This is a genomic window from Methanococcoides sp. AM1 (genome assembly GCF_900774055.1).
Classification (GTDB): Archaea; Halobacteriota; Methanosarcinia; order Methanosarcinales; family Methanosarcinaceae; genus Methanococcoides.
The window spans coordinates 298,879-324,161 of record NZ_CAAGSW010000005.1 but is presented as its reverse complement, the minus strand read 5'-3'; the positions used below and the strand labels follow the sequence as shown (position 1 = coordinate 324,161).

The window sequence follows — 25,283 nt, the reverse complement described above, 5'->3', positions numbered from 1 at the left end:
TCATATGCCTCCTTCAATAAATGAGTCAAACGAAAAGAACATGTCTACTACAGGAGGAACACTGATCATCATGATTCCCGAAAGAATAAAAAATATTGAAGCATAAAATATAATCAGATATAAGGGCCCTCCCTTCACAACATTTACTACAAGAACATTAGCCAGAGTAAATACGATTATTACTACTACAACGTATTGACCTAAAAGCTCAACCGGAACTCCTCCAAAGATACCCAAATTCATTCCAACACCACCGGAACCACCTGCAATCTCAGATTCAGAGATGTCATATTGTACAAATAGATCTGAAATGATGTTTGTGAATATCGTAAGTATTTGTCCAATGAAAAGAAGAAGGGCCACCATTGCCATATGGAGGGGGACGATCAGGTATGTGAAAGAAGTGGAAATACGATCCCTTTTCATTCTCAAAAGGACAAGCTCAAGGTTTGATGAACTTACAAGTTCTCCAACCTCTTCGGCATCACCTCCCAAATTAATGGAATCAACAAAAACACTTGTAAATTTGTGAATCAAATAACTACCGGATTCCTCTACAAACTGATCCCAGCTTAACTTCGAATCCATACCAATTGTAAGTTTTTTATAGAGTTCACGAGTCACTCCCTTCAATTCACCAAGATTTTTTGGATCGATTTTCATTAGAGCCTTTGGAATTGTCAATCCCGATCCACTCACTATTGACCCAAGACTCCTGATAAATGTAGTATAACTTTCATCTCTTTTGTTAACTTTGACAATATCTCTATGAGCTGTGATCCCAACCGGAAGCATGACCAGGCCCGCTACAATCATTCCGATACCTTTGATATCTACATAGAAATCAATGGGATGCAAAAATGAAGGTATCAATGTCAGTGTTACAACTGAGAGGATAGCCAAAAGTATTGTAATTGGCATCCATTTGTAAATGTAGGTCTGTTCCTTTGATTTCTTATCCAAACAATGGACCATCGAATCTCTGGGGACCCCTTTGTAGAGTAATGCTACACCCCCAAAAGACATACAGGATACAACAAAAGCTGTACCGTAAAGCGTCTTCGCAGGATCTCCTAAATTATACAGAATTACAGAAAGTAATATTATAATGGATACAAGAGATGTCGAGACAAGTAACGCAGTGTAAGCGTTTGACCATTCTTTTGTGGTATCAAGATTTCTCTCGAATTCATCTTTCCTTATTGTTTTAAATAATGTCCACTCTTTCTTGAGAAAATCAATGTCTGGTTCACCTGAAGCAATAGCATTGGAGAACCTATTAAAAAGTTCCTGCAGCCTAGCATGATTTACCTTACTAGATACAAGCTCACATGCATTAGCATAATCATAATGCCAGTCCTGTGATAGATCTTTGACCTTTTCAAAATAAATATATGGACAATATTCTGTTTTCTTCGATATATTCTCGAATATCTTGTCCCTGCTTACATTTGCAGTAGATATGGATGCCATGTAAGTTAAGGAGAAAAGCATATCGTTGCTAATGTAGAGCTCTTTTTTAAAGCGATCTACCCTGCGGGATATTATTCCTGACAAAGATTTTGAAGGATTACCTTCACTTTTTCTCTTGAAAACATTTTTTATCCTGGAGATGTCCATATCAACGCCTCATTTAGAATTTAATCCTCAGCATTCCATGTTTTGTAATTTTAGAGGTGGTATCAAAGAAATCATAGAAATTATTGATACCCTCTTTTTGGAATCGTTCTAATATTTTTGCTCTTTTCTCGATTTCATCATAGACAACATGTTTTCTCTTCGAAGGAATGCCTAGTCTTGTTGCAATTTTCTGTTCAAGAAGATAAGAACTACCATGAGCACTGAAAACATAAGAATCAGTAACCGGATCCCAGGAAAAGGCTTCTACGAAAGAGACACCTTTTTGAGGATCATATCCAAGAACTTCGTTCACACTGATCACTCTTCTCACCATTTTTCCATCAGGTCTTCTGACAGCAGACTGAATGATAACAAAATTCAGATTATCAACATATGTTTTTGGAATGTTTATGGGGTCTGCAGTAATTCTCTGTATTAGTTTTTCAACACTTGCAGCGTGGAATGTTGACATGACCGGGTGCCCGGTCTGCATAGCCTGAAATGCAACATTTCCCTCTACTCCTCTGATTTCACCCACAAGAATATAATTTGGTCTCTGCCTCAAGCCAGCTTTCAGAAGGTCGAACATTGTAACATCCGAACCACTTCCTTCACCAATACCCCCGCCTCTTGTACTACCTCTGGTCATTTCACGTGTCCAGTTTTTGTGAGGGATCTGCAATTCAGGAGTATCTTCTATAGAAACCAGTTTTGCATCAGGGCTAATGAAAGTTGAAAGGGCATTTAATGAAGTCGTTTTACCACTCGCAGTTTCACCGCAGATAAAGCCACTCATTCCTTCAGAAAGAAGAATCCAGAGATAACCTGCAACTCTGTAGTCCATCGTTCCTTTATCGATTACCTGAAGTATGCTGAATGGAATTTCATTAAATTTCCTTATTGTGAAGTTGCTACCATTTTTACTTACATCAGTACCATAAACAATGTTTATCCTCGAACCATCCGGAAGTGAGGCGTCCACAATGGGATCTTTAAAAGTAATGGGTTTTCCTATCCTTTCTGCAAGCTTGATTATAAAGTGGTTGAGGATGTCATGGTCAGTGAACTCCAGGACACTTCTCAGTCCATCAAAGACTTTGTGCTCTAGATATATCGACCCCAATCCGTTGCAGGTAATATCTTCAATATTGCTGTCACATATATACGGATCGAGAAAACCTAATCCTATTTTATCTCTGAGAAGAGAATATTTTAATGCCTTATATTGATCTTGAGATAAATAGATGTGATCGTCTTCGTTTTCCCCTTTATTCGGAAAGAACTTTGAACCAAGGACCTTTTTCAAATTTGCAAAAGAATCCTGATTTACTTCCTTTTGCCCAATCACACAAATATCATCCATAGCTTCGATCAATATCTGTGTCTTTTCCTCAATATTTTCCGGATCGAAGTCAATACCTGTGAGGTAATCCAGCATCTTCATCTCTAAATCTTTTAGTATATTGCCAACACCGACAAGCAGGTTTGGCTCTATCGGAATATAATAATCCCTTACTCCATTTTTGTTTGGATAAATATGTACGTAAACATTGTCACTTGCTTTGTATATTAAATTGGGATGTTCGAGGTCACCATGTTTAGATTCAAGTTTGGACACATATCTTGGAATTCCCATCGTATCAATCGGTAATATGTGCAAGTATTCCAGAAGATGGTGATTTCTCTCTACTTCTTTTTTCATTTCAGGAGGAAGTATCTTATATAAACTACAATTTTTTATGTCAGAATGATCATGTCCCTCATATTTTTTTGGTTTAAATGGAAAGCAAGCTTCTAACCCCTTTTCGAAACCTTCTTTCATAAGTATATCTTCAGATTCAACCATATAACCCTCCTAAAACTAAAAAAATAAAAATTTCACGTTTTGGCGTGAGATATAGGTATAATTTTCAGTCCATATCCAGGTTGAACTTCAAAACTCACAATATTACCTGTGGTTTTCTTTGCACCCCTGAGCTTTGAAACTTCCATAACGCTGATATAGCGATCTGAAAGCTGCTCTTTCCTAAGAAATAGGTGGCAATCACATGCAGATCTGATCCTTACAAGAGTATCTTCCTTGAAAGCATGCTGATGTAGAGTGATGAAAATAGTAAGTCCTCTATCACAAAAATTTTTAAGGCTTGTGAGGAAACCAAGAATATTATCTTCATCAGAATATGTCGTAAACATTGTGAGGGAGTCTATGATTATGACTTTTTCCTTTATGCTCTTGATGTGCTCTGCCATCAGATTAAGAGTTCCTTTCATTTGTTCAGAGGTCCATTCAACACCGGAAAGGTGGACTGGAAATATTCTTAGATACCCCCAACTGTAAAAATCGGATACATCCAGACTTAGACTTTCCATTTGCATAAGTAGACTTTTGATAGTGTTTTCAGTTGAATAATATGCCATCCTGTGCAACTGATTTAATCCTCCAAATACTAGCTGTTGGCATAAAACACTTTTTCCGGTATCGTTTTCGCCTTCTATAAGTACAAGGGAACCCAGAGGTATGCCTTCTCCAAGTTTTTTATCAATTTCATTATTTCCGCTTGAAACAATGTTTTTATTATTGTCATCGTCTTCCATTTCAACCACCAATTGTATACCCTTTGGAGGAAATGATGCCATTTGGAGTTACAACTTTCAAAATAATATCATCTCCATTATTATATTCTTGCAGTATCTCAACTTCCATTTCCTCGAGTGGGTCCAGAATATTAGGATTGAGCTGGTCATCATAAACATCCTGTGTCCATTTGTTGCCATCCATATAATCGGCAGTACCGTTTTTGATAACAATAATATCCCATAGATTGAAATTGTTCAACTTGGTTTCACCGGTATTTTCCACGATGAAATGAAGATGACTTTCGGTTGAATTAAACCAGATTGTCTTTATCTCAATATCCGTTTGCATTTTATCCATTGTAGTTGTATGTATTACACTATAGCCATCATAAGCCGAATCAATAAGCTCATTCATCCCTATCACAAAGGTGTTTGCCACTACCAGCATGGTCGTGATCACAAAAAATGCAACAATTACTGTATCAAGGCCCATGTCTATCACTTGGAGAATATATCTGATCCAGAGACTCCATTATAAAGTACGAAATTTAACTTATAGGTATCACTGGGTAGATTATCTAATTCGATGATTGTTTTAATAGTTTCACCTGAGTCCCATGTATTTCCATCACCATTTTCAAGTGTGTAATTCCAGGTGGGATTGGATGTGCTTTCAAAATCAGGATGCCAGTAATTAGAAGAGGACGCGATAAATATGTCACTCATCCCAAAATAAGATAAAGGGATCCTGGAGGAACCAACATTTTTGATCCAGATCGAAACGTTGTTTCCCTGACTGGAAACAAAAATGATATCTATATCAGTTCTGACCTCTGTTCCCATTTCATTTGCAACAGAAGTGTAAGATCGTGACAACTCATTCACCGAAGGAACAACAGCACTAATAAAAGCTACAACTGCTACAACACTTGCTATTACAAGTATCGATGTCGTTATCACTTCGTTTGACATGGGTTCTCCGCATCGTTTTCATTCAGAACGAAATCCAGGACCTTGGAGTCAAGGCTTGAATCCTCTGGATTGAGTATATGATAAAGCCTGTAAAGGTCCATTACCGAGTCGTCGAGATTATTATTTTCATAAAGGATATTTGTAATTTTAAGTATGATCTCTTTTATGTTATCAGGGATGTAGCCCAGTAGTGAGAATATCTCAACTAGTTCCTGCATAGTTTCAGAATCATATTTTTCCACCATCTCCCGTCCCCAGATTATTGTCTTATGAAATGAAAGAGGGTCGACAAGCTTAAAGTCGGGAGGAAAGCTTACTTCTTTAGCATGATCGTTGCTGTTTGTAACATTATCTCCTATATTCTGGGAAGTATTAGCTGATGTATCCTGTGGTACTGTTTCAACTTCAACTACATCAGGTACTTCATCGATTGGTGGTTTATTCAAAGGAGTAGAAGGTGCTTGATTATTTGCTGGAGCAGTAAGATTGGATATTGCCTGAATGTTCTGAAATGGATTCTCAAGAACGCTCATTGTTTCTCTGATATCCAGAAGGAGGTTTTTAACAGAACCTTTAATTTCAGCTACCTCGTTTTCCAAGTCAGCAACTTTGGATTCAATGGTGTCTCCTTCAGCACTCGTCATCAGATCATCAATCATTGACTGGTCGAAACCTTCTGCATCACCCATTTTTTCTCACCTGGAATCTGTTCATACATATAATTATTTCAATAACGATCTCAATAATTGTAACAGTTATCAAAAGGCAATAATTTTTATCTCATCTAAAAATAAAAAAAGATGAGACACTCATTAATAGAGTGTCATTATTGCATCGATCTGAGCAGGTGCCTGCCTTTCCAGAGTGTAGGTAGCTCCCTCAGGTGGCTTAATCTCAATCTGGAACTCTTCGTTTGGTCCTATATCATAAGCACTAATATCAACAAGCACTTCAAATTTCTCGAATTTCTCCAGAAGAGTGTCATTGTCTGCACCACCGTGCTTTGCAGTTATATTCATCTGTGAATCAGTTAACTTAAAAGACGCATGGTTGCTCATATCAGTGTATGTGACTATGGTTTTGTTGATGTCAACTGGGGATCCTCCTGCAGTAAGCTGCAGAAAAACGGTCACATTTGAAATTTCATTGTTAGTTGTATCTCCGGTTGCAATAACGTCGCCACTTATCTCAACGCTGCTGCTTGCCTGTGCTACACCTGTATGTACTACTTCCTGGCTTTTCTGGGTTGTATAGAACCCAGCTCCAAGCATGACATAACTGAAAACAGCTGCCACGACTACAAATGCTACCAGAACGATTGCTGCTTCCAATCCAGTAAACGCTTTATCATCATTAAAGAATCTTTTGAACATTTTTGATCACCTCATCAATAAACGGTGTAGTAACTACCTGCAGTGATTTCTGGAGGCATGGTTCTCTGTATTACAAGTACGGCTCCATCTGGTGGTTTGAGCTCGAACTTTATTTGTTCATTCACAGGAGGGAGGCTGGTTAATGATGAATTTCCCAGATTGGCAGTGACCTTATATTTTTCACCTCTTTCAACCAGAGAGTCAGAATCTCCAATTATACTTGTTGAAGTCCATGTACAGTTAGCTTTAAAATCATCTGAGTCCGTGTAAGTCAGCATTGATTTGCTGAGATCTACGGCTGATCCTCCAGCTGTATTTGTAACATAGAAAATAAGCTCGGTTGCACTTCCGTCTGATGTGTGTCCTTTAATAATAACATCTCCAGCTACTGCAACACTGCTACTTGCCTGCGCTACACCTGTATGTACTACTTCCTGGCTCTTCTGGGTTGTATAGAAACCCGCCCCTAGCATGACATAACTGAAAACAGCTGCCACGACTACAAAGGCAATCAGGACAATTGCTGCTTCAAGTCCTGTAAATGCTTTGTCATCTTTTGAAATTTTGTTCCACATATTTATTCACCTCATAGGCGCAATTTCATTGTTTTTTATAGCTTATATATTTTTCTAATAATTAGTATAATTATAATGAGATATTTTATTTCCTTCTGACATGAAAGGAAACAAATATAAACACATACATCAAGAAGAGAGAAAGATTACAGCGGTCGGAGATCGGTAGTGTATTTCTCATTCATCTATATTGATGCATTTCTTACGTTGTATAATGTGGAACAGGCTTGCTGCCTAAACAAAATAGAAGATTTGGTGTTCATTTAATGATACAACTTGACGATATTGATAAGAATATCCTTAATCTGATCCAGCTGGACTTTCCACTTGATGTTCATCCATTCGAAAAAATGAGCTTTCAACTGGGTATATCTGAAGAGGAACTGCTGGAGCGCATGTGCCGTCTGAAAGAAGAAGGTGCAGTGCGCCGAATTGGTCCTGTTATTAACACAAAAAGAGTAGGTGGGATAAGTACTCTTGTTGCATTAAAAGCTCCGGAATCAAAGATAGATGAGATCGCAGAGCTTATCAATCAACATCAGGAAGTTTCCCATAATTATTTGCGCCAGGCGGATTATAATATATGGTTCACAGTGTCTGCTGCTAACAAGGAACGTCTGGAGCAGATCATAAATGATCTTCAGGAAGAGACCGGCTGTCCGTTGATCAACCTGCCTACAAAACGACTTTTTAAGATAGGAGTGAAATTCGATGTCAAATGATAATATTGTCATGGATGAGGTCGACATTCGTCTTCTCAAGCTGATCCAGGATGGCATACCATTTGTACATTCGCCGTTTGCCATGATCTCAGAAGAACTTGGGATCACTGAGGTGGAGGTTGTCCACAGGATAGAACAACTTCAGAAAAATGGCTTTATTCGCAGATTTGGTGCATCCATCGGTCATCGTGCTATCGGGATCACTGCAAATGCAATGTGTACCTGGAATGTTCCTGACGAGCGTGTTGAAGAAGTAGGTGCTGTTATGGCAGGCTTTACTGAGGTAACTCACTGTTATGAAAGGCCACGTTATCCGGATTGGCCTTACAATCTTTTCACCATGGTACATTCCTATACAAAAGAAGATTGTGAATACGTTGCACAGGAGATATCCAGGGCCACAGGCATAACTGATTACAATCTCTTATACAGTATCCGCGAGTTTAAAAAGACCGGTGTGAGGTTGTGAATGGCAGAACAGATCGATAGTCACAGGTATCTGCCTCTTTTCATTGATCTGAGTGACAGGAAAGTGGTCATCTTTGGCGGAGGCTCTGTTGGACTTCGCAAAGCATCCCTGTTTTCGGACTATGCGCATACAATTGTTATTAGTGCGGACTTCGTTCCTGAGCTTAGGGACCTTTCATCCTCATCTTCTGTGGAGCTGGTTTCCATGGACCTTTTATCCGTGTCAGACGAAAAGATTGAAGAGCTTGTCATGGATGCATTCCTCGTTATTCCTGCAACCAATATGGTTGGATTGAACGATAGAATAAATGAATTTGCCCGAAGGTCAGGTGCATTGGTCAATCGTGTTGATATGGCAGATGATGTGGTAATTCCTTCTGTGATCAATAGGGGCGGTCTGACCATTGGGATATCCACACTTGGCTCGAGTCCGGCAGTATCCAAATACACTCGCAAGAAAATAGAAACTTTTATCACTCCTCAGTATGGGGATATGATCAAACTGCAGGATGAGATCCGAAATCTGCTAAAAGGCAAAGTTGCAGAGCAAAAGACAAGAAAGGCTATTCTCTGGGAGATCCTTGAAGATAGGTCCGTATGGGAAGCTCTTGAAGTTTCATATGAAAAAGGGTATAATATAGCATCTGATATAGTTCAGGAGCACATAAGCAAGAAAGGTTGATATTATATGGGACATTACATTAAATTTAAGTCCGATGTTCGTGTTCATGAAGGTATGCTACATCTAATGCGCGTTCATTGTGGAGGTTCACTGTGACAGAGATATCCAGTATGGTCATTACACATGCCAAGGCTACTGTTGAGGAAATGGAGGATTCCTGGCATGGGGACCTTGATCTCGTTCTGAATCAGCTATACTCAAATGAACTTGTCTATGAATGTGCGGTCCTCAAGACATGTAACCGCGTAGAAATATATGTTGTTTCTTCAAAGGGTAGCAGTGTTCTGTTCCATTATGCCAAGGAGATGGGCGTGTCAGCAAATATCGTGGAGTTCTATGACCACGATGAATCTTTAAGGCACCTTCTCAGACTTGCTTCCGGGCTTGAGTCCATGATAATCGGTGAAGCTCAGATCCTGGGTCAGATGAAAGATCTGTTCCTGTTAGCAAAAGATGCCGGTACTGTAGGAAAGGTACTGGATACGGCTTTCAGCAAGGCTATCCAGGTCGGAAAAAGAGTTCGTACCGAGACCTTCATTAACAGGGGGGCAGTTTCCATTGCTTCTGCAGCTGTTGATCTTGCTGATGATATCCTGCATGGTCTCAATGACAAGAATATCCTTGTCGTTGGTACCGGGGAGATGGGTACTCTGGTCACAAGAGCTCTTGCACACAGGGATATGAATGTGATCTATATTGCAAATCGTACCTACGAGAAAGCAAAGGATCTTGCAGGAGAACTTGGTGGGGAAGCTGTCATGTTCGACCAGCTTGAAAAATATGTTTCCGCAGCTGATGTGGTAATAAGTGCTACTTCTGCTCCACATTATGTCCTGAAGAAGGATATTGTGGAAAAGGTAATGGATGGTCGTACGAACGAACTTCTGCTTATTGATATTGCAAGTCCGAGGGATATTGATCCTTCAGTAGAAGGGATCCCGCATGTAATTCTTCGCAATATTGACGGTCTGCGTGTTATCAATGAGAAGAATCTTCAGATGAGGATGGTAGAGGCCAAGAAGGCAGAGCTCATAGTTGGGCAGGAGCTCGAACTTCTTCAGGCCCAGTATAAGCGTCAGAAAGCAGATGTTATCATTTCAGAGCTTTACAGTAATTCCTATGGTTTAAGAGAAACCGAGATGGAACACGCTATTAACAAGTTGAGTGCCTATCATACGATGGGTGACTTTGAGCGCAAGGTGCTTGTGGACCTTACACGTGCTATTACAAACAAGATCCTGGCAGAGCCGACCAAGAAATTACGTAATGCTGCCGAATATGACGATGAGGAATTCTTAGATTCCGTATCCCGTTTATTTGATATCAGTCCGATCAAGAAGAGCAATGAAGCTACAGAATAAGAGTTGATACTATGTTCCCACACGTTAGAATGCGAAGGTTAAGAAGTGGTAAGATACGTGATCTGGTTCGGGAGACCGACCTTAGCGCGAACGACTTGATATATCCTATGTTCGTGGATGAGACCACTGATTCTATTGTGGATATATCATCTATGCCCGGTGTCCAGCGCTTGCCTCTGGATAAGGTTGTTGATGATGCAAAGGATGCAGCAGATCTTGGAATTCCTGCACTGGTCCTTTTCGGCATCCCGGAACACAAGGATGAGACTGGGACCTCTTCTTATGGTGAAGAGGATATTGTCCAGCAGGCTGTCCGTGCTATCAAGGAAGACCTTGGAAAGGACATGGTTGTCATCACTGATGTCTGCATGTGTGAATACACAAGCCATGGTCATTGTGGTATTGTGGATTTTGATACTGAGGATGTTCTCAATGACCCGACCCTTGACATTCTGGGTAAGATCGCTGTAAGTCATGCAAAGGCAGGTGCTGATATTGTGGCACCTTCAGGTATGATGGATGGAATGATCGGTGCTATCCGTACAGCACTGGATGAGGAAAACTTCAAGAACACTCCTATAATGTCCTACGCAGCAAAATATTCTTCAGCATTCTATGGTCCTTTCAGGGATGCAGCAGACTCCGGTTTCCAGTTTGGTGATCGCTCAACTTACCAGATGGACCCTGCTAATTCCGATGAGGCTATCCGTGAAGTTGAACTGGACATACTCGAAGGCGCTGATATAGTAATGGTCAAGCCGGCACTGCCTTATCTTGATATTATCTATCGTATCAAGCACGAGTTCAAAATGCCTACGGCGGCATACAATGTCAGTGGTGAGTACTCAATGCTCAAGGCAGCATCGGAAAAAGGCTGGCTGGACGAGAAGAAAGTGATGTATGAATCATTAATGTCCATCAAGCGTGCAGGTGCTGATATGATACTGACATATTTTGCAAAGGACCTTGCAAGAATGTTGAAGTAAGGCAAAAGAAAACGATCACTAATTCAGTTATTCAGCTTAGCATTAATCTACATATCAAATTTCAAATGGTGTTATCATGGTTACTTTAGACAAATCCAAGGAACTATTCGACAAGGCAAAAATGATTCTCCCCGGTGGCGTTAGCAGTCCGGTACGTGCTATCAAGCCTTACCCCTTCTACACAGAGTCAGCTAATGGCTCCCATATCACTGATGTTGATGGTAATGAGTACATTGATTACTGTCTTGCATACGGTCCCAAGATCCTGGGACATGCAAATCCTGTTATCAGGCAGGCGATCATTGACCAGCTCGACAAAGGCTGGCTCTATGGGACCCCAACTCAGCTTGAGGTGACCCTTGCAGAGAAGATCGCTTCTCTTTATCCAAGTATCGATATGTTGAGATTTATCTCAACAGGTACTGAAGCTACCATGAGTGCTCTCAGGGCTGCCCGTGGATTTACAGGAAAGAACAAGTTCATCAAGATCGAGGGTGGCTTCCACGGTGCTCATGATGCTGTGCTTGTAAAGGCAGGTTCTGGAGCTACCACACATGGAGAGCCGGATTCCCTTGGAATTCCTGCCGATTTTACAAAGAACACTCTTCAGGTCGCTTACAATGATATCGAGGCAATGACCGAGGTAATCGAGTCCAACCAGGACGATATGGCTGCGGTAATTATGGAGCCAGTACTGGGTAACATAGGTCCGATACTTCCGCAGGGCGATTACCTGAAGGAGGTCCGAAAGGTCACAGAAGAGAACGATGTTGTTCTTATCTTTGATGAGGTCATCACAGGTTTCAGGCTTGCTATGGGTGGTGCACAGGAGTACTTTGGTGTTACACCTGATATGACAACCCTTGGAAAGATCGTAGGTGGCGGACTTCCGATTGGTGTTTTCGGTGGTAAGCGCGAGATAATAGACATGATATCTCCATCAGGTCCTGTTTACCAGGCAGGTACCTTCAGTGGCAGTCCTGCATCAGTTGCAGCTGGTATTGCAGCCCTTGATGTACTGGAGAAGGAAAAGGTACAAGAAAAGCTTGCAGCAACCGGTGACATGATGCGCTCCAACCTTTCAGATATCATTGCTGATAAGGGTCTTGATTATAATGTCGGTGGTATTGGTTCAATGTTCAAGGTATTCTTCGGTGATATGCCTCTGAACTATCAGGATGTTCTCAAATGTGACAAGGAAGGTTACTTGCAGTTCTTCCACAACATGCTTGACAGCGGAGTGTTCCTGCCACCATCCCAGTTCGAGACGAACTTCCTTTCAATGGCACACACAGATGCTGACATTGAGAAGACCCTCGATGCATATGCAGCTAACCTGAAATAATTCCAGTAATTGAGGAGCAATAATTATGATACTAGGAACCCGTGGAAGTGCTCTTGCTCTTGCCCAGGCAAACCTTGTGACCAAAATGCTTGAAGAACGTGGGCATGAACTGGAAAGAGAGATCATTAAGACATCAGGGGATGTTTTCACAGATCGCCCGCTCCATGAGGTTGCTGGTGTGGGTGCTTTTGTCCGTGAACTTGACGACAGGATGATCGAGGGTGAAGTGGACATCGCAGTTCATTCCATGAAAGACCTTCCAACAATAAGACCTCCTGAGCTTGCTATTGCAGCAGTTCTGAAGCGCGATTCTCCTTATGATGTACTTCTTACTCAGGATGGTTCAACACTGGATGAACTTCCGGATGGGGCTATAATCGGCACAAGCTCAATGCGCAGGCGTGCACAGCTTTTGCGTTTTCGTCCTGATCTCAATGTACAGGACCTTCGAGGCAATATCAATACACGCATAAAGAAACTTGAAGATGGCTTATATGACGGAATATTGCTTGCCGAGGCAGGCTTGCAGCGCATGGGATGGGAAATGGATGTCTATCGCCTTCCTCCGGAGGCATTTTGCCCTTCTGCAAACCAAGGGACTATCGTTGTTGTCACAAGGACCGGGGGAGAAGCTGAAAATGCATGTTCTGTCCTGAACCATGAGATCTCAAGAATCGAAACCGAAGTTGAACGTATATTGATAACTGATGTAGAAGGCGGTTGTGTTGTTCCTATCGGTTCGTTCGCACGTGTGAGTGAAGATGGCGATGAGATCCATGTGCTTGTGGAAGTGTTATCACTCGATGGCACAAATGAAGTGCGTATCGACGAGATGATCCCTATGAAGAACTACCGTGAACATGCTGCCAGTATCGGAAGATTGCTGGTGGAAATGGGCGGTAAGGAACTCGTCCGTGATGCTGTGTGTCAGCTGTCCGGCTGTGACGATGAGTGATTCTGATCGGAAGTGAAATGTTATGGTAAAGATCACAGGAATTGAATTCAGGAATCCCACAATACTTGCATCAGGCATCATGGGAACCACAGGTGCTTCCCTTGTACGTATGGCTAATTCCGGTGCAGGTGCGGTGGTGACAAAATCCATCGGTCCGGAACCCAAGATCGGACATCCAAATCCCAGTATGGTCAAGCTGGACTGTGGCTTTTTGAACGCAATGGGTCTTCCAAATCCTTCCTATGCAGATTTCGATAATGAGATTAAGATCGCAAAAGAAGGTGCTGATGTTTCTGTGATCGCAAGCATCTTTGGTGGCAACGCTGAGGAATTTGTAAAGGTTGCAGAAGGTCTGGCAGATTCCAAACCTGATGCTTTTGAACTTAACGTCAGCTGTCCCCATGCGGAAGGTTACGGTGCAACCATCGGGACCGATTCCTGCATGGTGGAAGCGATAACTGCTGCGGTATGTGATGCAGTGGATGTCCCTGTTTGGGTAAAGCTGACCCCTAATGTAACTGATATTAAGTCAATAGGTAAGGCTGCCGAGAACGGCGGTGCTGCTGCTGTTGTTGCTATCAATACCCTGCGTGGAATGGCAATTGACATCAATTCCGGCTATCCTATACTCGGCAACAGGTTCGGCGGACTTTCCGGTTCCGCGGTCAAGCCGGTTGCTATCAAATGCGTTTATGATCTTTATGAAGCACTGGAGATACCCGTCATAGGCGTGGGTGGAGTATCCACATGGGAAGATGCAGTGGAAATGATAATGGCAGGCGCAAGTGCTGTCCAGATCGGTTCTGCTGTCCATGAAGGTGTAGAGGTCTTTGCAGACATTGCGACAGGAATCGATCATTTCCTGCAGGACAAAGGATATGCCGGTGTCGAAGATATTACAGGTCTTGCCCATGAGGTGATCTGATGCGTCCAATCAATTCAAAGATAACAAAGATCGTAGAGGAAACTCCTTCCATCAGGACATTCCGTTTTGACACGTCTCTCGATGATGCCCAGCCGGGCCAGTTCGTAATGGTGTGGGTACGCGGCGTGGACGAGGTCCCTATGGGCTGCTCTTTCAAGAACGGTATCACTGTACAGAAAGTAGGCGATGCCACCTCCCGCCTTTTTGAGATGAAAGAAGGGGATTCGGTAGGTCTTCGTGGTCCTTTCGGAAAAGGCTTCACATTACCTGCAAAGGATGAGAATATCCTGATAATCGCCGGTGGCGTGGGCGTTGCCCCACTTGGCCCGCTTGCCGATGAGGCTGCTTCTGTAGGTGCAAAGGTAACAACGATACTCGGTGCAAGGACTGCATCAGAGCTTGTTTTTGATAAGAGGTTCTCTGAGGCCGGGGATCTAAATGTGACAACAGATGACGGCTCTGCCGGAACATGCGGCTTTGTCACAACTGTCCTGGCCGACATGGATGTGTCTGCCTATGATCGCATATGTGTCTGCGGACCCGAGATCATGATGTTCAATGTCCTCAAGATGTTAGAGGAAAAAGGTGCACATGATCGTGCAGAGTTCAGTCTCCACAGGTATTTCAAATGCGCAATTGGTGTGTGTGGTGCCTGCTGTATGGATCATGAAGGTTTGAGGGTATGCAAGGACGGCCCTGTGCTGAACGGTTCCCTATTGCTGGATTCTGAGTTCGGGAACTACAAAAGGAGTTCCAGCAGCCAGAGGGTCAAGGTCTGACCTAGATCGTCTGACCACAAACCCCTTTTATCATTTTTAGTGTGCTACGACCTTCTTTTCAAGATGTTCTTTTGCTTTCGAAAGCACTTCATTGAAAAGTATCAGCAGGTTTCCTTCAAAGACCATCAGGTCGATGTTATACTGTTCTCCTCTGGAAGCGTATAGTGTTGTCAGCTCAAGGTCCTTTTCAGCCTCTGACCTGATCGATTCAAAAGGGTGGTCCCAGTGTGCGGATTTCTTGTATGCAATAATGTTCTCCAGTGTACTCTCATCAAGATAGGTTCCCACCCACTGGAAAAGCTGTGCTCTATACTGTTCAGTAATTTCAACATTCTGCAGGTAAGTTTCCGCATGGGCCTTTGCACTGTCACTAAGTTCGATATCCTCAATATAGGTCATGTTCCCCACCATTCCGAACATATCTGGATATACGTATTTTGAAACTTGAAATCCTGTGTTGCAGTATTTCAATATTTATATATTACCTCGAACAGAGATAAATCCTTTTCTCAGTATAAATATTTGATACTGTTGAATGGGGTATTTATTCTGCTTTTTGATCCCGTTCTCGTATATTACTTATATAAAGATTGACTTTAGAGCAGAACATGAACAATCTCGGAAATAAAAACATATTGAGGGAATTGGCGATCTTTGCAATTGCATTGGTGCTCGCAGTGATGTTCTGGCAAAACAACATTCTCCTTACATCCCTGCTGATCTTTCTTTATGTGGCAAGGCAGTACCAGTGGTCTGCAAAAGGTGACAACATCATCTATATCTCAGGTATAATCCTTGGCTGCACCGCCGAGTTCATAGGTACCCATCTTGGTGTCTGGACCTACTCAGCTCCTCTGTTCCTGAACATCCCTCTCTGGCTCCCATTTGCCTGGGGTCTTGTATCAGTGATCATCATCAGGGTATCCCTTCCGTTCATTGAATCCTGATCCGGGAATGGCTTGACCATCACAGGACCCACAAGGGAAGTTTACTTGAACGACCCTGCAGAGGTTTCGCCTGAGGAGATCCTTACTGAAATTTATGCACCGGTGGATTGATTCTATCGTTTCTTTTTTCATCCTATATTCTTTGTTTTCTAACGACAACTAATTTAAATCATCACTTACGATGCTAAGCCATGGACCAGCCTGAAAAACCCGGCAAGATCCCGGAACTTATGATGGGTGTAAAGAACCGTGCAGCCCTTTCTGCATGTAAGGATTATGCCGATGGCGTTTATTTTTCTGTTGACAGGTTCAGCCTCAGGGCAAGGGCCTGTGATATTACTCTTGATGACCTGAACTCATTTGTCACCGATGTTAAAGAGCAGGGCATGAATGCTTACCTTGCACTGAACACTGTGATCTATCCCGATGATCTTCCTGAGCTTGATGAAGTGATTGATGCAGTGGCATCATCTGATGTTGATGCTGTCATTGCATGGGACCCTGCTGTGATAACAAAAGCTGTGGATGCGGGTCTGCGGGTTCATATTTCCACACAGGCGAACGTGTCCAACTGGCAGACGGTCAATTTCTACGCATCCCTCGGGGCTTCCCGTGTGGTGCTTGCAAGGGAGCTCAGTCTTGAGCAGGTAAAGGATATCCGACAGAATACCGATACTGAACTGGAAGTTTTCGTACATGGTGCCATGTGTCAGGCAATATCAGGCAGATGTTATCTCTCAGCCTATATCCTTGGCAAGTCCGGCAATTGCGGAGAATGTTCCCAGCCGTGTCGCTGGGGCTGGAAGCTGGTCGGTGAGGATGGAAGTGAAGTTGATATTGATGGTAAGTACCTGCTTAGTGCAAGGGATCTTTGCATGATAGAACATATTCCTGAACTCATCAATGCAGGTGTGGATGCTTTCAAGGTTGAAGGCAGGTTAAGGGATACAAGATATACTTCAACAGTTTCCCGATGTTATCGTGAAGCACTTGATGCATACAGGGATGGAACGTATAGTCGGGAGAAAGCCGCTGGCTGGAAGGAAGAGATGTCATCCGTTTTTAACCGGGGCTTTTCCACAGGGTTCTATTTCGGTATTCCCGGTCCTGACGGTATGGCTATAGAGCGGGATATGAATATCTCTGTTATTAAAAGACAGGCTGTAGGAGTTGTGACCAACTACTACAGGAAACAGGGTGCTGCAGAAGTAAAGCTTTTGGAGACCAGTCTTGAGGTAGGTGATGATATCATCATTGAAGGCAAGAATACCTATCTTGAGCAGAAGGTCAAAGAGATAAGGAATGATGATGGTCCTGTCCAAAAGGCGGAATCAGGGGATGTGGTAGGTCTTGCTATTGAGGGCAAGGTACGTGAGAATGACCGGGTTTACAAACTGGAAGTCCCTGATCGATCCTGAGCAGTAATTTATTTCTAGCATTAATATATTTTACTTTAATTATTAGGGTGTGAAGCTATGGATAAATTTATGCAAGTAGCAATAGATGAAGCAAGATCGGGACTTAATGATGGCGGAATTCCTATTGGTTCAGTTCTTGTCAGGGATGATAGTATTATTGGTCAGGGTCACAACTTACGTGTTCAACAGGATGATCCAATGGCACATGCTGAAATTTCATGTCTCAGGGATGCAGGAAGGATCGGGAATTATCGCGATTCAACTCTTTATTCCACTTTGATGCCATGCTATCTTTGTGCTGGTGCTGTCGTGCAATTTGGAATAAAGAAGGTCATCGTTGGCGAATCCAGGACCTTTCCGGGTGCAAAGGAATTCATGGAATCTCACGGGGTTGAAGTGATTGACCTTGATCTCGATGAATGTGTGGACATGATGGAAGATTTCATTAATAAGAATCCGGAACTCTGGAACGAAGATATTGGTGAATGATCCTATCATATTATGATATGATCAAATGAGGTGATCGATGCAATCGTTATCGATCTGTCCTTCTCTTTTATTTTTGGTGGAAAATTTTCCAGAAATACTGTTGTAGTACTCACACCAAAAGTCGTGATGGCTGCAAACTAATAAATATCTTGTATTCCATTTTTTAATGATTACAGTCAGTAGGTCCTGAAATATCTCAGGATATGTACAGTTGTTATTCCTATCAGTTTTTACCAGCTAAGGATGAATATTTTATGGCAGCCCCAATTGCAGAAGAACTTGCAAAAAAGCAACAAGCGATAAGTGTTGCAGAATTTTTTGAAAAGAACAGGCAGATCCTTGGTTTTGATTCAGCCCCTCGCAGTCTGATCACGACCGTAAAAGAAGCAGTAGATAACTCCCTTGATGCATGTGAGGAAGCGGAGATCCTACCGGATATCCTGCTTCACATTGAACGTGTGGGAAAAGATAATGTTTCTGTGATCGTGGAGGATAATGGTCCCGGTATTGTTAAAGAGCAGATTCCGAAGGTATTCGCAAAACTGCTTTATGGTTCTCGATTCCATGCACTGAAACAGAGCCGTGGACAGCAGGGTATCGGAATATCTGCTTCTGTTCTTTATGCCCAGCTGACAGCAGGTCATCCTACCAAGATCATATCCAAGATCGGCAGTGGTTCCCCTGCTCACTATTATGAGCTCATGATCAATACCAGTACCAACGATCCTGAGATCCTTCGTGATGAGGTCATCGACTGGGATCGTCCCCATGGTACACGTGTGGAACTGGAAATGGAAGCATCTTATGTCAAAGGACGCAGGCAGTCGATCTATGAGTACCTGAAGGCTACTGCCATTGTTAATCCTCATGCCAGGCTCACATTGATAGAGCCGGATGGCAATGAGGTTGTCTTTGAAAGGGCAACAGACAAACTTCCTGTACCTGCAAAGGAGATCCTGCCACATCCTCATGGCATCGAACTTGGTACGCTTATGAAGATGCTTCGCTACACCGAGCGCCAGAAGCTTGCACCATTTTTGCGATATTCTTTTTCCAAGATCGGTTTACTTACCGCTGAGGAGATCTGCAAAGCAGCCGGACTTGATCCCGAGCTTCCTCCTTCGGAAATATCAAGGGATATGTCTAAGAAACTGCTGGACGCATTCAAGAATGTAAAGATAATGGCTCCTCCTACCGATTGCCTGTCTCCTATCGGTGAAGACCTTATCTACAAAGGTCTTGAAAAAGAGTTTAGTGTTGACTTTATCGCAACAACCACCCGTTCAGCTTCCGTGTTCTCAGGAAATCCTTTCGTTGTGGAAGTTGGCATTGCGTATGGTGGAGATCTCCAGAAGGATGATCGTATCGATATAATGAGGTTTGCTAATCGTGTTCCCCTTCTCTACCAGCAGGGTGGTTGCGTAACAACCCATGCAGTAGAGGGTATTAAGTGGAAACAGTATGGTCTGAACCAGCCCGGTGGCGGAATGCCAACCGGACCTGTGGTACTTCTTGTTCACGTTGCATCAACCAATGTTCCTTTCACTTCCGAATCCAAGGATGCCATTGCTGAGATCCCTGAGATAAGGGATGAGGTGGAGCTTGCTATCAAAGAAGTGTCAAGGAAGCTGAATCGCTACCTGAACCGCCAGGGTACATTGAAGAAGAGGCGTGAGAAAGAGGTCATAATCACCAAAGTGCTGCCAAAGATGGCACAGAAACTTGCCGAGACCCTTGATCGGGAAATTCCTGACATCAATCCTGTGGTTGCAAAGGTCATGGGTAATCTTCTTGTGATGCGAAAGGTTAACCTGAATGGCAATGGCGGAGCGAATGTTTCCGTAACTGTGAAGAACTATGGCAGCAAGCTTGCTGAGTTCAAGTTGCATGACATGCTTCCGTACGAGATCAAAGGGGTAGTGCCTGAACCTAAGATCATCTCAATGGGAAGTGATTTTGATTATGTGTGGACCCTGAAACTTTCTCCTGAGGCTTCCAAAGCAGTGACCTACGATCTGGAAACCATTACCGAAGCTGAGGTAGCAAGGCTTCCGCAATTGATCGTCGAGGGTCTGGAGGAAGAACTGGTTACAGGTGCAAAAGCGATCAAAGGGGTGATCTGAAATGGCAGACGATGTAGAGTCAAAATATTCACAACAGAAAAAACAGCATGATCTGCTGGCAAAGAACCGCTTGCTCGGGCTGACCGAGAATTTATATGACCAGTTCGTGGATGAGATCGTCCCGAATGTCAGTATCTCAAGCCGTACCAAGAACAACATCGAGTATAGTGAGGAAAGCGATGTCTGGGTCTATGGTGATCGTGAGACCCAGAGGACCGCCAAGACCGTCAAAGGTGCTTTCCAGCTTCTCAAGACCGTGCACTCGATCGATTTCCTCGTAAAGAACCACCTGTCGCAGGATCGTGGTTCGACCTTAAGGGAGTTGTATTATATCTCAGAGAACTGGGATATCGCCAAGTTCCGTGAACAGGCGGAGAGTAACAGGCTGATCGAAGACCTTGAGATCATAACAGCACTTCAGAGGGAATATTTCCACATGCGTCCTGAGGAGGATGGTGCTACCATGTTCGGTCCTATCAGGATCAGGGAAGAAACAAAACGTGGTGCACGTGTCATACACTGCCAGGAAGATATTGGTGAAAGTGGCTACCAGATCCCGTTCAATGTTGAGAATATCGAGTTCCTTGACCACGATGCTAAATTCATCATTGCGATCGAGACTGGTGGTATGTACGCGAGGCTCATCGAGAATGGCTTTGATGAGAAGTACAATGCCATCCTTGTGCACCTTAAAGGACAGCCTGCAAGGTCAACACGCCGTCTTATCAAGAGGATGAACGAAGAGCTGGGCATTCCTGTGGTGGTCTTTACTGATGGTGACCCATGGTCCTACAGGATATTCGCATCGGTTGCATACGGTGCTATTAAGAGTGCTCACCTTTCAGAGTTCATGGCAACACCTGCAGCCAAGTTCATCGGTGTACAGCCATCCGATATCGTGGAATACGAACTTTCCACTGACAAGCTGACGGACAAGGATATTGATGCATTGAGAAGTGAACTGACCGATCCGAGGTTTGCGAATGACTACTGGAAAGAACAGATAAGCCTGCAACTTAGCATTAAGAAAAAGGCCGAACAACAAGCCTTTGCAGGAAAAGGTCTTGATTTCGTGACGGATACTTATCTTCCGAACAGGTTGAGTGAGATGGATATTATCTGATCCATTCTCTTTTGGTGTATTGTTGAAAAAAAAGTGCTTGTTCTTAGTTGTTTTTGAATTTTGGCCGATTCAAACACGACTAAGAACGGTTCTATTTACTTTAACTGTTCAGGGCTGCTTACGGAATACTTCCTATTTTTTCAATGGCTTCGTCCGCAGCTGCTCTTAAGGTGGGATGCTCATTCGGATCCTGGGACATCCGGGAAAGTGCATCGATCGCATCATGATCTCCGATCCTCCCAAGCGAATTTGCAGCTTCTATCCTTAGATCAACTGCTTCCGTTTTGTCCAGCATTACCTGAATTAATGGATCCACTGCTTGTTCATTCCCGGCTTTTCTAAGAGATGTTGCTGCGGTTTCCCGAACACCCAGGAATTCGGACTTGTCCTGCAATAGCTGGATTAAGATCTCAACGGCTGATTCATTACCAATGTCTCCCAGAGCTCCTACCATAGCAGTCTTAACATCCTGTTCTTTTTCCACCCCAATCGCCTCAACGAGTGGAGGTACTGCCTGCTGGTTTCCAACGCTGCCAAGTGAACGTGCTGCTGTTTTTCTTACAGCCCAATATTCATCGCTCAGCAGATTGCTAATCGGAATCACGATTTTATCGTCATCAAAATTCTGAAGATACCCAACTGCGGATATTCTCACCCTCCAGTTCTCATCCTCCAGCGACAAGATAAGTGCATCTACTGCGTTTTCATCTCCCATTTCCCCAAGTGCAACCACTGCAGATTTACGGATTTCTGGATCTTCATCAGCCAATCTCTCAATTAGTGGTTGCGTTGCTCTTTCGTCCCCTATCATCCATAGTGCATATATTACGTTCTTCTTCACTGTGGCAGACTCATTTGCATCCTCAAGTACTCTAATAAGGGGTGTAACAGCACCTTCATCTCTAATTTGTCCTAATGAACTTGCAGCAGCTCCCCTGACATTTTCATCTTCATTTTCGCCTTCGAGTAGATCTATCAGAGGGTCTATAGCCCTTTCGTCTCCGATACTGCCTAGGGCAGATGCTGCATTTTTCTGTACCGTTTTGTCCTTATCATCCAACAGATCAATTAATTGGTCAACCCCACTGACATTCAGTTTTTCCAGAGACATGGCAGATTTTACTACAACGTTAACGTCATCATCTCTTAATGCATCATTAAGATAAGGTATCGCTTCACTATTACCCATTTCTCCAAGAGCTACTGCGGCGCTCCTTGGCACCAACCAATCTTCGTCTTTTAACATTTTGGTCAAAGGCTCCAATGAATCGGAATCCCCAATTTGTCCAAGAGCAATTGCAGCATTACTTCGAATCTGCGTAGGTTCACTTGTATTAGTCATAATTTGAATCAGGGGAGGCACAGCTTTCTTGTTACCAATATTTCCGAGACCTTGAACAGCAGAACTTCTGACATTCGCATTATCATCATCAAGTGCATCAATGAGAGCATTTAATGTCCTCTCATCCCCCATCTCAGCAAGAACTATGGCAGTATATCTTCGGACAGATTCATCATCATTGTCTAGGTTTTCAATAAAATATTCAATATCATCAACTGCTATCGATTTAAGTACATATTTCAGGTTAGAACTTAACACGGAATTATCACTAGCAGCAAGTCTATTAATGAGCATTTCTGTCGCAGGATCACCAAATTGTACCAGACTTTCAGATACTTCAGTCACAAGAACAGTATTATTCTCTTCCAAAACTGAAATAAGTGGTGCTATAGATTTTTCATTTCCTGTTTCCCCAATGGCGTTTGCAGCACCTACTCGGATATTTATAGCTTCATTCTTGTCCACTAGTATTCCAATTAGAATATCTATCGATTCTTCATCGCCAATTCTTGCTATATCCTCTGTGGCATTCAGGCGAATTGATTCATTTTCACTTTTAATGTCCTCTAATACATGTTCTTTGTCAGGAGTCTTGTCTGTATCAACACAACCAAGAGAAAATCCGATTACCAGTGTGATTAGTAGACATATTTTGATGAAACCTTTGCAGTTCAACGAACGACCGAATGTAAATTCTAATGCTCTCTTCATAATGAATCCCCCTTTTGTTCATAGCTATTCGGTATGATCAATTCTGATGAAACATTTTGATCATTCCATCTAGCTTCTACAGTTACAAGGTATGCTTCTCCCCTTTTCCCCTTAACAACACTTTCCAGGGGCATGTATGATTTCTCAGAATCGCCTGTGTCCGATAGTTCAATAATTGCTGCAGGCAGGTCCCTCCATTCGCTCAATGAAGTTTTCGTATTTCCACCAACATAATACTGATATTTTTCCGAGGATAGGACTTCTCCGGATTCAAGGTTAGATATTATGATAGTTGCATCGACATCTTCTGCTCTGCCAGGACCTTCATTTAGAATGTAGCCATCTATCATATAGATCAGCATATCATCGGATCGCTTTTCCGTGTACTCCAGTTCCACCGATAATTTAGGTGGCAGAACCTCAATTGATGTCACCTTTTCATCAATGACCTGCTCATTTTGGTAAAGTTTAACTTCCACGTCATAAGTTCCGGTTGCTTCATAGCCAACAAGTACCAGTATTCTGTTCTCTCCCGGAGACAAAGTTACTTTGCCGGATATGGCATCATAGTCATATTTATCCTGGTTTTCACCAGATATACCTGATATCATCATTCTCGAAGTCGACAGGCCTCTTCCGTTCTCATCAACAAAAGCATTTTTCACATCGAGACTTATATCGACCATGTGACTTTCATTGTTCTTGATAACAACCTCTAACTGACCGATCACATCCAAACCCATTGTAGGGGGAGTGTTTAAAGCAACAATACTAACATCATCGCTTTCCCCTTTATGCAGAAAGATTCCTGCAAATATCAGTATGAATATGACCAATGCAATGATTAGAAATTCTTTTCTCATTTCGTTTCACCCCTTATGTCATCAGCCAGTGAGATGCAATTTGTAAGTCCATACTTACTTTTCCTGACAATTCCACGCTTTTCAAGATTGATGAGGATCCTTGATACCTTGGCCTTTGAAAAATCAAGGGAATTTACAAGTTCATTCTGAAGGATACGACCATCGTTATTCAGGATAATTTCAACGGTCTTCCTTTCATCCCCTGTAAGGGCTTTCAATATGATTCCTGAAAAATCCCGTTTCTCTGGTTCTTGAGAGCTCTCCAATGAATTATCCTCCCTGAATTCCGGCTCATGGGAAACGGTTTGAAAGATACTATTGTCTAGGAGTATCAATGCGAGGCAAAATCCACAGAGGAAGGCAGAGAATAGTAGCATGTATGCTTCATTGATCGTATATTTGTAGGGAATATCTACTATTTTGAAAGCATCGCCTTCCACTTGTATGACAACAGGATTGTTTACCAGAAGTACATTGATCACAACTATACTTGATAATATGAAGATTCCTGCTGTAACGATTGTTCTTATTCTGGACATCATCAATTACACCATCTCACTTTCTACAAAATTAGGTATGTGTGAAACAAATGATATAATTTAACTTTGACCGGAAGCTTTGACGTCTCATGCTTGTAAGACCACTGCTTCTTGATGTTGAAAATTAAATTTATTACAATAACTAACTTATCAATGTTATTTTAATATGGTGCTATTTTTTGTGTAATTTTTCATTAATAAATTGGTGATCAGATAAAATCAGAAATGGTTTGAACGTAAAGAAAAGTTCAAAATAATCGGTTTTTGGCTTAAATATCTGGCTTTAAAAGGTCTGATATTTTAAGAGAATATCTTCTCTTTAGTCCAACTTTTGATAATTATTGTCAGAAAATCGATTTGAAAGATCCAAAAAGAGCCATTCAATTTT

The 25,283-nt window shown here is 42.5% G+C and carries 27 protein-coding genes; 15 read left to right on the top strand and 12 right to left on the bottom strand.

The features are described from left to right. From flaJ to E7X57_RS10805, 8 genes are all read right to left on the bottom strand, one after another. Entirely contained in the window at positions 1-1,620 is a 1,620-nt protein-coding gene (gene flaJ / locus E7X57_RS10840; protein ID WP_135612976.1) for an archaellar assembly protein FlaJ, read from the bottom strand. A 13-nt stretch (positions 1,621-1,633) separates the two neighbouring features. Continuing rightward, positions 1,634-3,466 carry a type II/IV secretion system ATPase subunit gene (locus E7X57_RS10835; protein WP_135612975.1) on the bottom strand — a complete coding sequence of 611 codons (1,833 nt, stop codon included), beginning with the start codon at positions 3,464-3,466 and terminating at the stop codon, positions 1,634-1,636. A 32-nt stretch (positions 3,467-3,498) separates the two neighbouring features. Next, entirely contained in the window at positions 3,499-4,215 is a 717-nt protein-coding gene (locus E7X57_RS10830; RefSeq protein ID WP_135612974.1) for an ATPase domain-containing protein, read from the bottom strand. A 1-nt stretch (position 4,216) separates the two neighbouring features. Further along, positions 4,217-4,690: a flagellar protein FlaF gene (locus E7X57_RS10825; RefSeq protein WP_135612973.1), complete on the bottom strand. Its 474-nt coding sequence runs from the start codon at positions 4,688-4,690 to the stop codon at positions 4,217-4,219. Positions 4,691-4,695: 5 nt separating this feature from the next. Further along, positions 4,696-5,169 carry a hypothetical protein gene (locus E7X57_RS10820; protein ID WP_135612972.1) on the bottom strand — a complete coding sequence of 158 codons (474 nt, stop codon included), beginning with the start codon at positions 5,167-5,169 and terminating at the stop codon, positions 4,696-4,698. Further along, positions 5,154-5,858, bottom strand: a complete 705-nt coding sequence (locus tag E7X57_RS10815) for a hypothetical protein (RefSeq protein ID WP_135612971.1) — start codon at positions 5,856-5,858, stop codon at positions 5,154-5,156. The genes E7X57_RS10820 and E7X57_RS10815 overlap by 16 nt, the downstream gene beginning before the upstream one ends. 123 nt (positions 5,859-5,981) lie before the next feature. Then, positions 5,982-6,542 carry an archaellin/type IV pilin N-terminal domain-containing protein gene (locus E7X57_RS10810; RefSeq protein WP_135612970.1) on the bottom strand — a complete coding sequence of 187 codons (561 nt, stop codon included), beginning with the start codon at positions 6,540-6,542 and terminating at the stop codon, positions 5,982-5,984. A 14-nt stretch (positions 6,543-6,556) separates the two neighbouring features. Next, positions 6,557-7,117: an archaellin/type IV pilin N-terminal domain-containing protein gene (locus tag E7X57_RS10805; protein WP_135612969.1), complete on the bottom strand. Its 561-nt coding sequence runs from the start codon at positions 7,115-7,117 to the stop codon at positions 6,557-6,559. A gap of 266 nt (positions 7,118-7,383) precedes the next feature. Between E7X57_RS10805 and ahbA the strand changes: the two genes are divergently transcribed. From ahbA to E7X57_RS10760, 9 genes are all read left to right on the top strand, one after another. Next, the gene (gene ahbA, locus E7X57_RS10800; RefSeq protein WP_135612968.1) at positions 7,384-7,839 is read left to right on the top strand and encodes a siroheme decarboxylase subunit alpha; all 456 of its coding nucleotides are present in this window, start codon (positions 7,384-7,386) and stop codon (positions 7,837-7,839) included. Then, a complete protein-coding gene (gene ahbB / locus E7X57_RS10795) occupies positions 7,829-8,308 on the top strand; it encodes a siroheme decarboxylase subunit beta (RefSeq protein ID WP_244603682.1) in 480 nt (159 codons plus the stop codon). Before ahbA ends, ahbB begins: the two co-directional genes overlap by 11 nt. Then, complete coding sequence (locus E7X57_RS10790) at positions 8,309-8,989, top strand: bifunctional precorrin-2 dehydrogenase/sirohydrochlorin ferrochelatase (protein WP_135612967.1); 681 nt, start codon at positions 8,309-8,311, stop codon at positions 8,987-8,989. 92 nt (positions 8,990-9,081) lie between these two features. Beyond that, positions 9,082-10,350: a glutamyl-tRNA reductase gene (gene hemA, locus E7X57_RS10785; protein WP_135612966.1), complete on the top strand. Its 1,269-nt coding sequence runs from the start codon at positions 9,082-9,084 to the stop codon at positions 10,348-10,350. Positions 10,351-10,361: 11 nt separating this feature from the next. Next, positions 10,362-11,336, top strand: coding sequence for a porphobilinogen synthase (hemB, locus tag E7X57_RS10780; RefSeq protein ID WP_135612965.1), 975 nt, complete (start codon positions 10,362-10,364; stop codon positions 11,334-11,336). Between the two features lie 76 nt (positions 11,337-11,412). Next, positions 11,413-12,681 carry a glutamate-1-semialdehyde 2,1-aminomutase gene (gene hemL / locus E7X57_RS10775; protein ID WP_135612964.1) on the top strand — a complete coding sequence of 423 codons (1,269 nt, stop codon included), beginning with the start codon at positions 11,413-11,415 and terminating at the stop codon, positions 12,679-12,681. Between the two features lie 25 nt (positions 12,682-12,706). Then, entirely contained in the window at positions 12,707-13,636 is a 930-nt protein-coding gene (hemC, locus tag E7X57_RS10770) for a hydroxymethylbilane synthase (protein ID WP_135612963.1), read from the top strand. A 22-nt stretch (positions 13,637-13,658) separates the two neighbouring features. Then, a complete protein-coding gene (locus E7X57_RS10765; protein WP_135612962.1) occupies positions 13,659-14,561 on the top strand; it encodes a dihydroorotate dehydrogenase in 903 nt (300 codons plus the stop codon). Continuing rightward, positions 14,561-15,340, top strand: coding sequence for a dihydroorotate dehydrogenase electron transfer subunit (locus E7X57_RS10760; RefSeq protein ID WP_135612961.1), 780 nt, complete (start codon positions 14,561-14,563; stop codon positions 15,338-15,340). Before E7X57_RS10765 ends, E7X57_RS10760 begins: the two co-directional genes overlap by 1 nt. 36 nt (positions 15,341-15,376) lie before the next feature. Here the strand turns inward: E7X57_RS10760 and E7X57_RS10755 are convergent, their stop codons facing one another. Further along, positions 15,377-15,739 (bottom strand): hypothetical protein, encoded by a 363-nt coding sequence (locus tag E7X57_RS10755; RefSeq protein ID WP_135612960.1) that lies wholly within the window; start codon positions 15,737-15,739, stop codon positions 15,377-15,379. A gap of 209 nt (positions 15,740-15,948) precedes the next feature. Here E7X57_RS10755 and E7X57_RS10750 point away from each other — a divergent pair, with 209 nt between their 5' ends. From E7X57_RS10750 to E7X57_RS10725, 6 genes are all read left to right on the top strand, one after another. Beyond that, the gene (locus E7X57_RS10750; protein WP_135612959.1) at positions 15,949-16,287 is read left to right on the top strand and encodes a hypothetical protein; all 339 of its coding nucleotides are present in this window, start codon (positions 15,949-15,951) and stop codon (positions 16,285-16,287) included. 12 nt (positions 16,288-16,299) lie between these two features. After that, complete coding sequence (locus E7X57_RS12905; protein ID WP_305791978.1) at positions 16,300-16,398, top strand: GyrI-like domain-containing protein; 99 nt, start codon at positions 16,300-16,302, stop codon at positions 16,396-16,398. An 80-nt stretch (positions 16,399-16,478) separates the two neighbouring features. After that, a complete protein-coding gene (locus E7X57_RS10740) occupies positions 16,479-17,705 on the top strand; it encodes a U32 family peptidase (protein WP_135612958.1) in 1,227 nt (408 codons plus the stop codon). 57 nt (positions 17,706-17,762) lie between these two features. After that, positions 17,763-18,194 carry a nucleoside deaminase gene (locus tag E7X57_RS10735; protein WP_135612957.1) on the top strand — a complete coding sequence of 144 codons (432 nt, stop codon included), beginning with the start codon at positions 17,763-17,765 and terminating at the stop codon, positions 18,192-18,194. A gap of 254 nt (positions 18,195-18,448) precedes the next feature. Continuing rightward, a complete protein-coding gene (locus E7X57_RS10730) occupies positions 18,449-20,317 on the top strand; it encodes a DNA topoisomerase VI subunit B (protein ID WP_135612956.1) in 1,869 nt (622 codons plus the stop codon). Position 20,318: 1 nt separating this feature from the next. Beyond that, the gene (locus E7X57_RS10725) at positions 20,319-21,440 is read left to right on the top strand and encodes a DNA topoisomerase IV subunit A (protein WP_135612955.1); all 1,122 of its coding nucleotides are present in this window, start codon (positions 20,319-20,321) and stop codon (positions 21,438-21,440) included. 118 nt (positions 21,441-21,558) lie between these two features. On the opposite strand, the gene E7X57_RS10720 is transcribed toward E7X57_RS10725, so the two are convergent. Genes E7X57_RS10720 through E7X57_RS10710 form a run of 3 tightly spaced genes read right to left on the bottom strand, consistent with a single transcriptional unit; the run spans position 21,559 to position 24,898 of the window. Further along, entirely contained in the window at positions 21,559-23,493 is a 1,935-nt protein-coding gene (locus E7X57_RS10720; RefSeq protein ID WP_135612954.1) for a HEAT repeat domain-containing protein, read from the bottom strand. Then, positions 23,490-24,356 (bottom strand): hypothetical protein, encoded by an 867-nt coding sequence (locus E7X57_RS10715; protein WP_135612953.1) that lies wholly within the window; start codon positions 24,354-24,356, stop codon positions 23,490-23,492. Before E7X57_RS10715 ends, E7X57_RS10720 begins: the two co-directional genes overlap by 4 nt. Then, the gene (locus E7X57_RS10710; RefSeq protein ID WP_135612952.1) at positions 24,353-24,898 is read right to left on the bottom strand and encodes a hypothetical protein; all 546 of its coding nucleotides are present in this window, start codon (positions 24,896-24,898) and stop codon (positions 24,353-24,355) included. The genes E7X57_RS10715 and E7X57_RS10710 overlap by 4 nt, the downstream gene beginning before the upstream one ends. Positions 24,899-25,283: the final 385 nt, after the last annotated feature.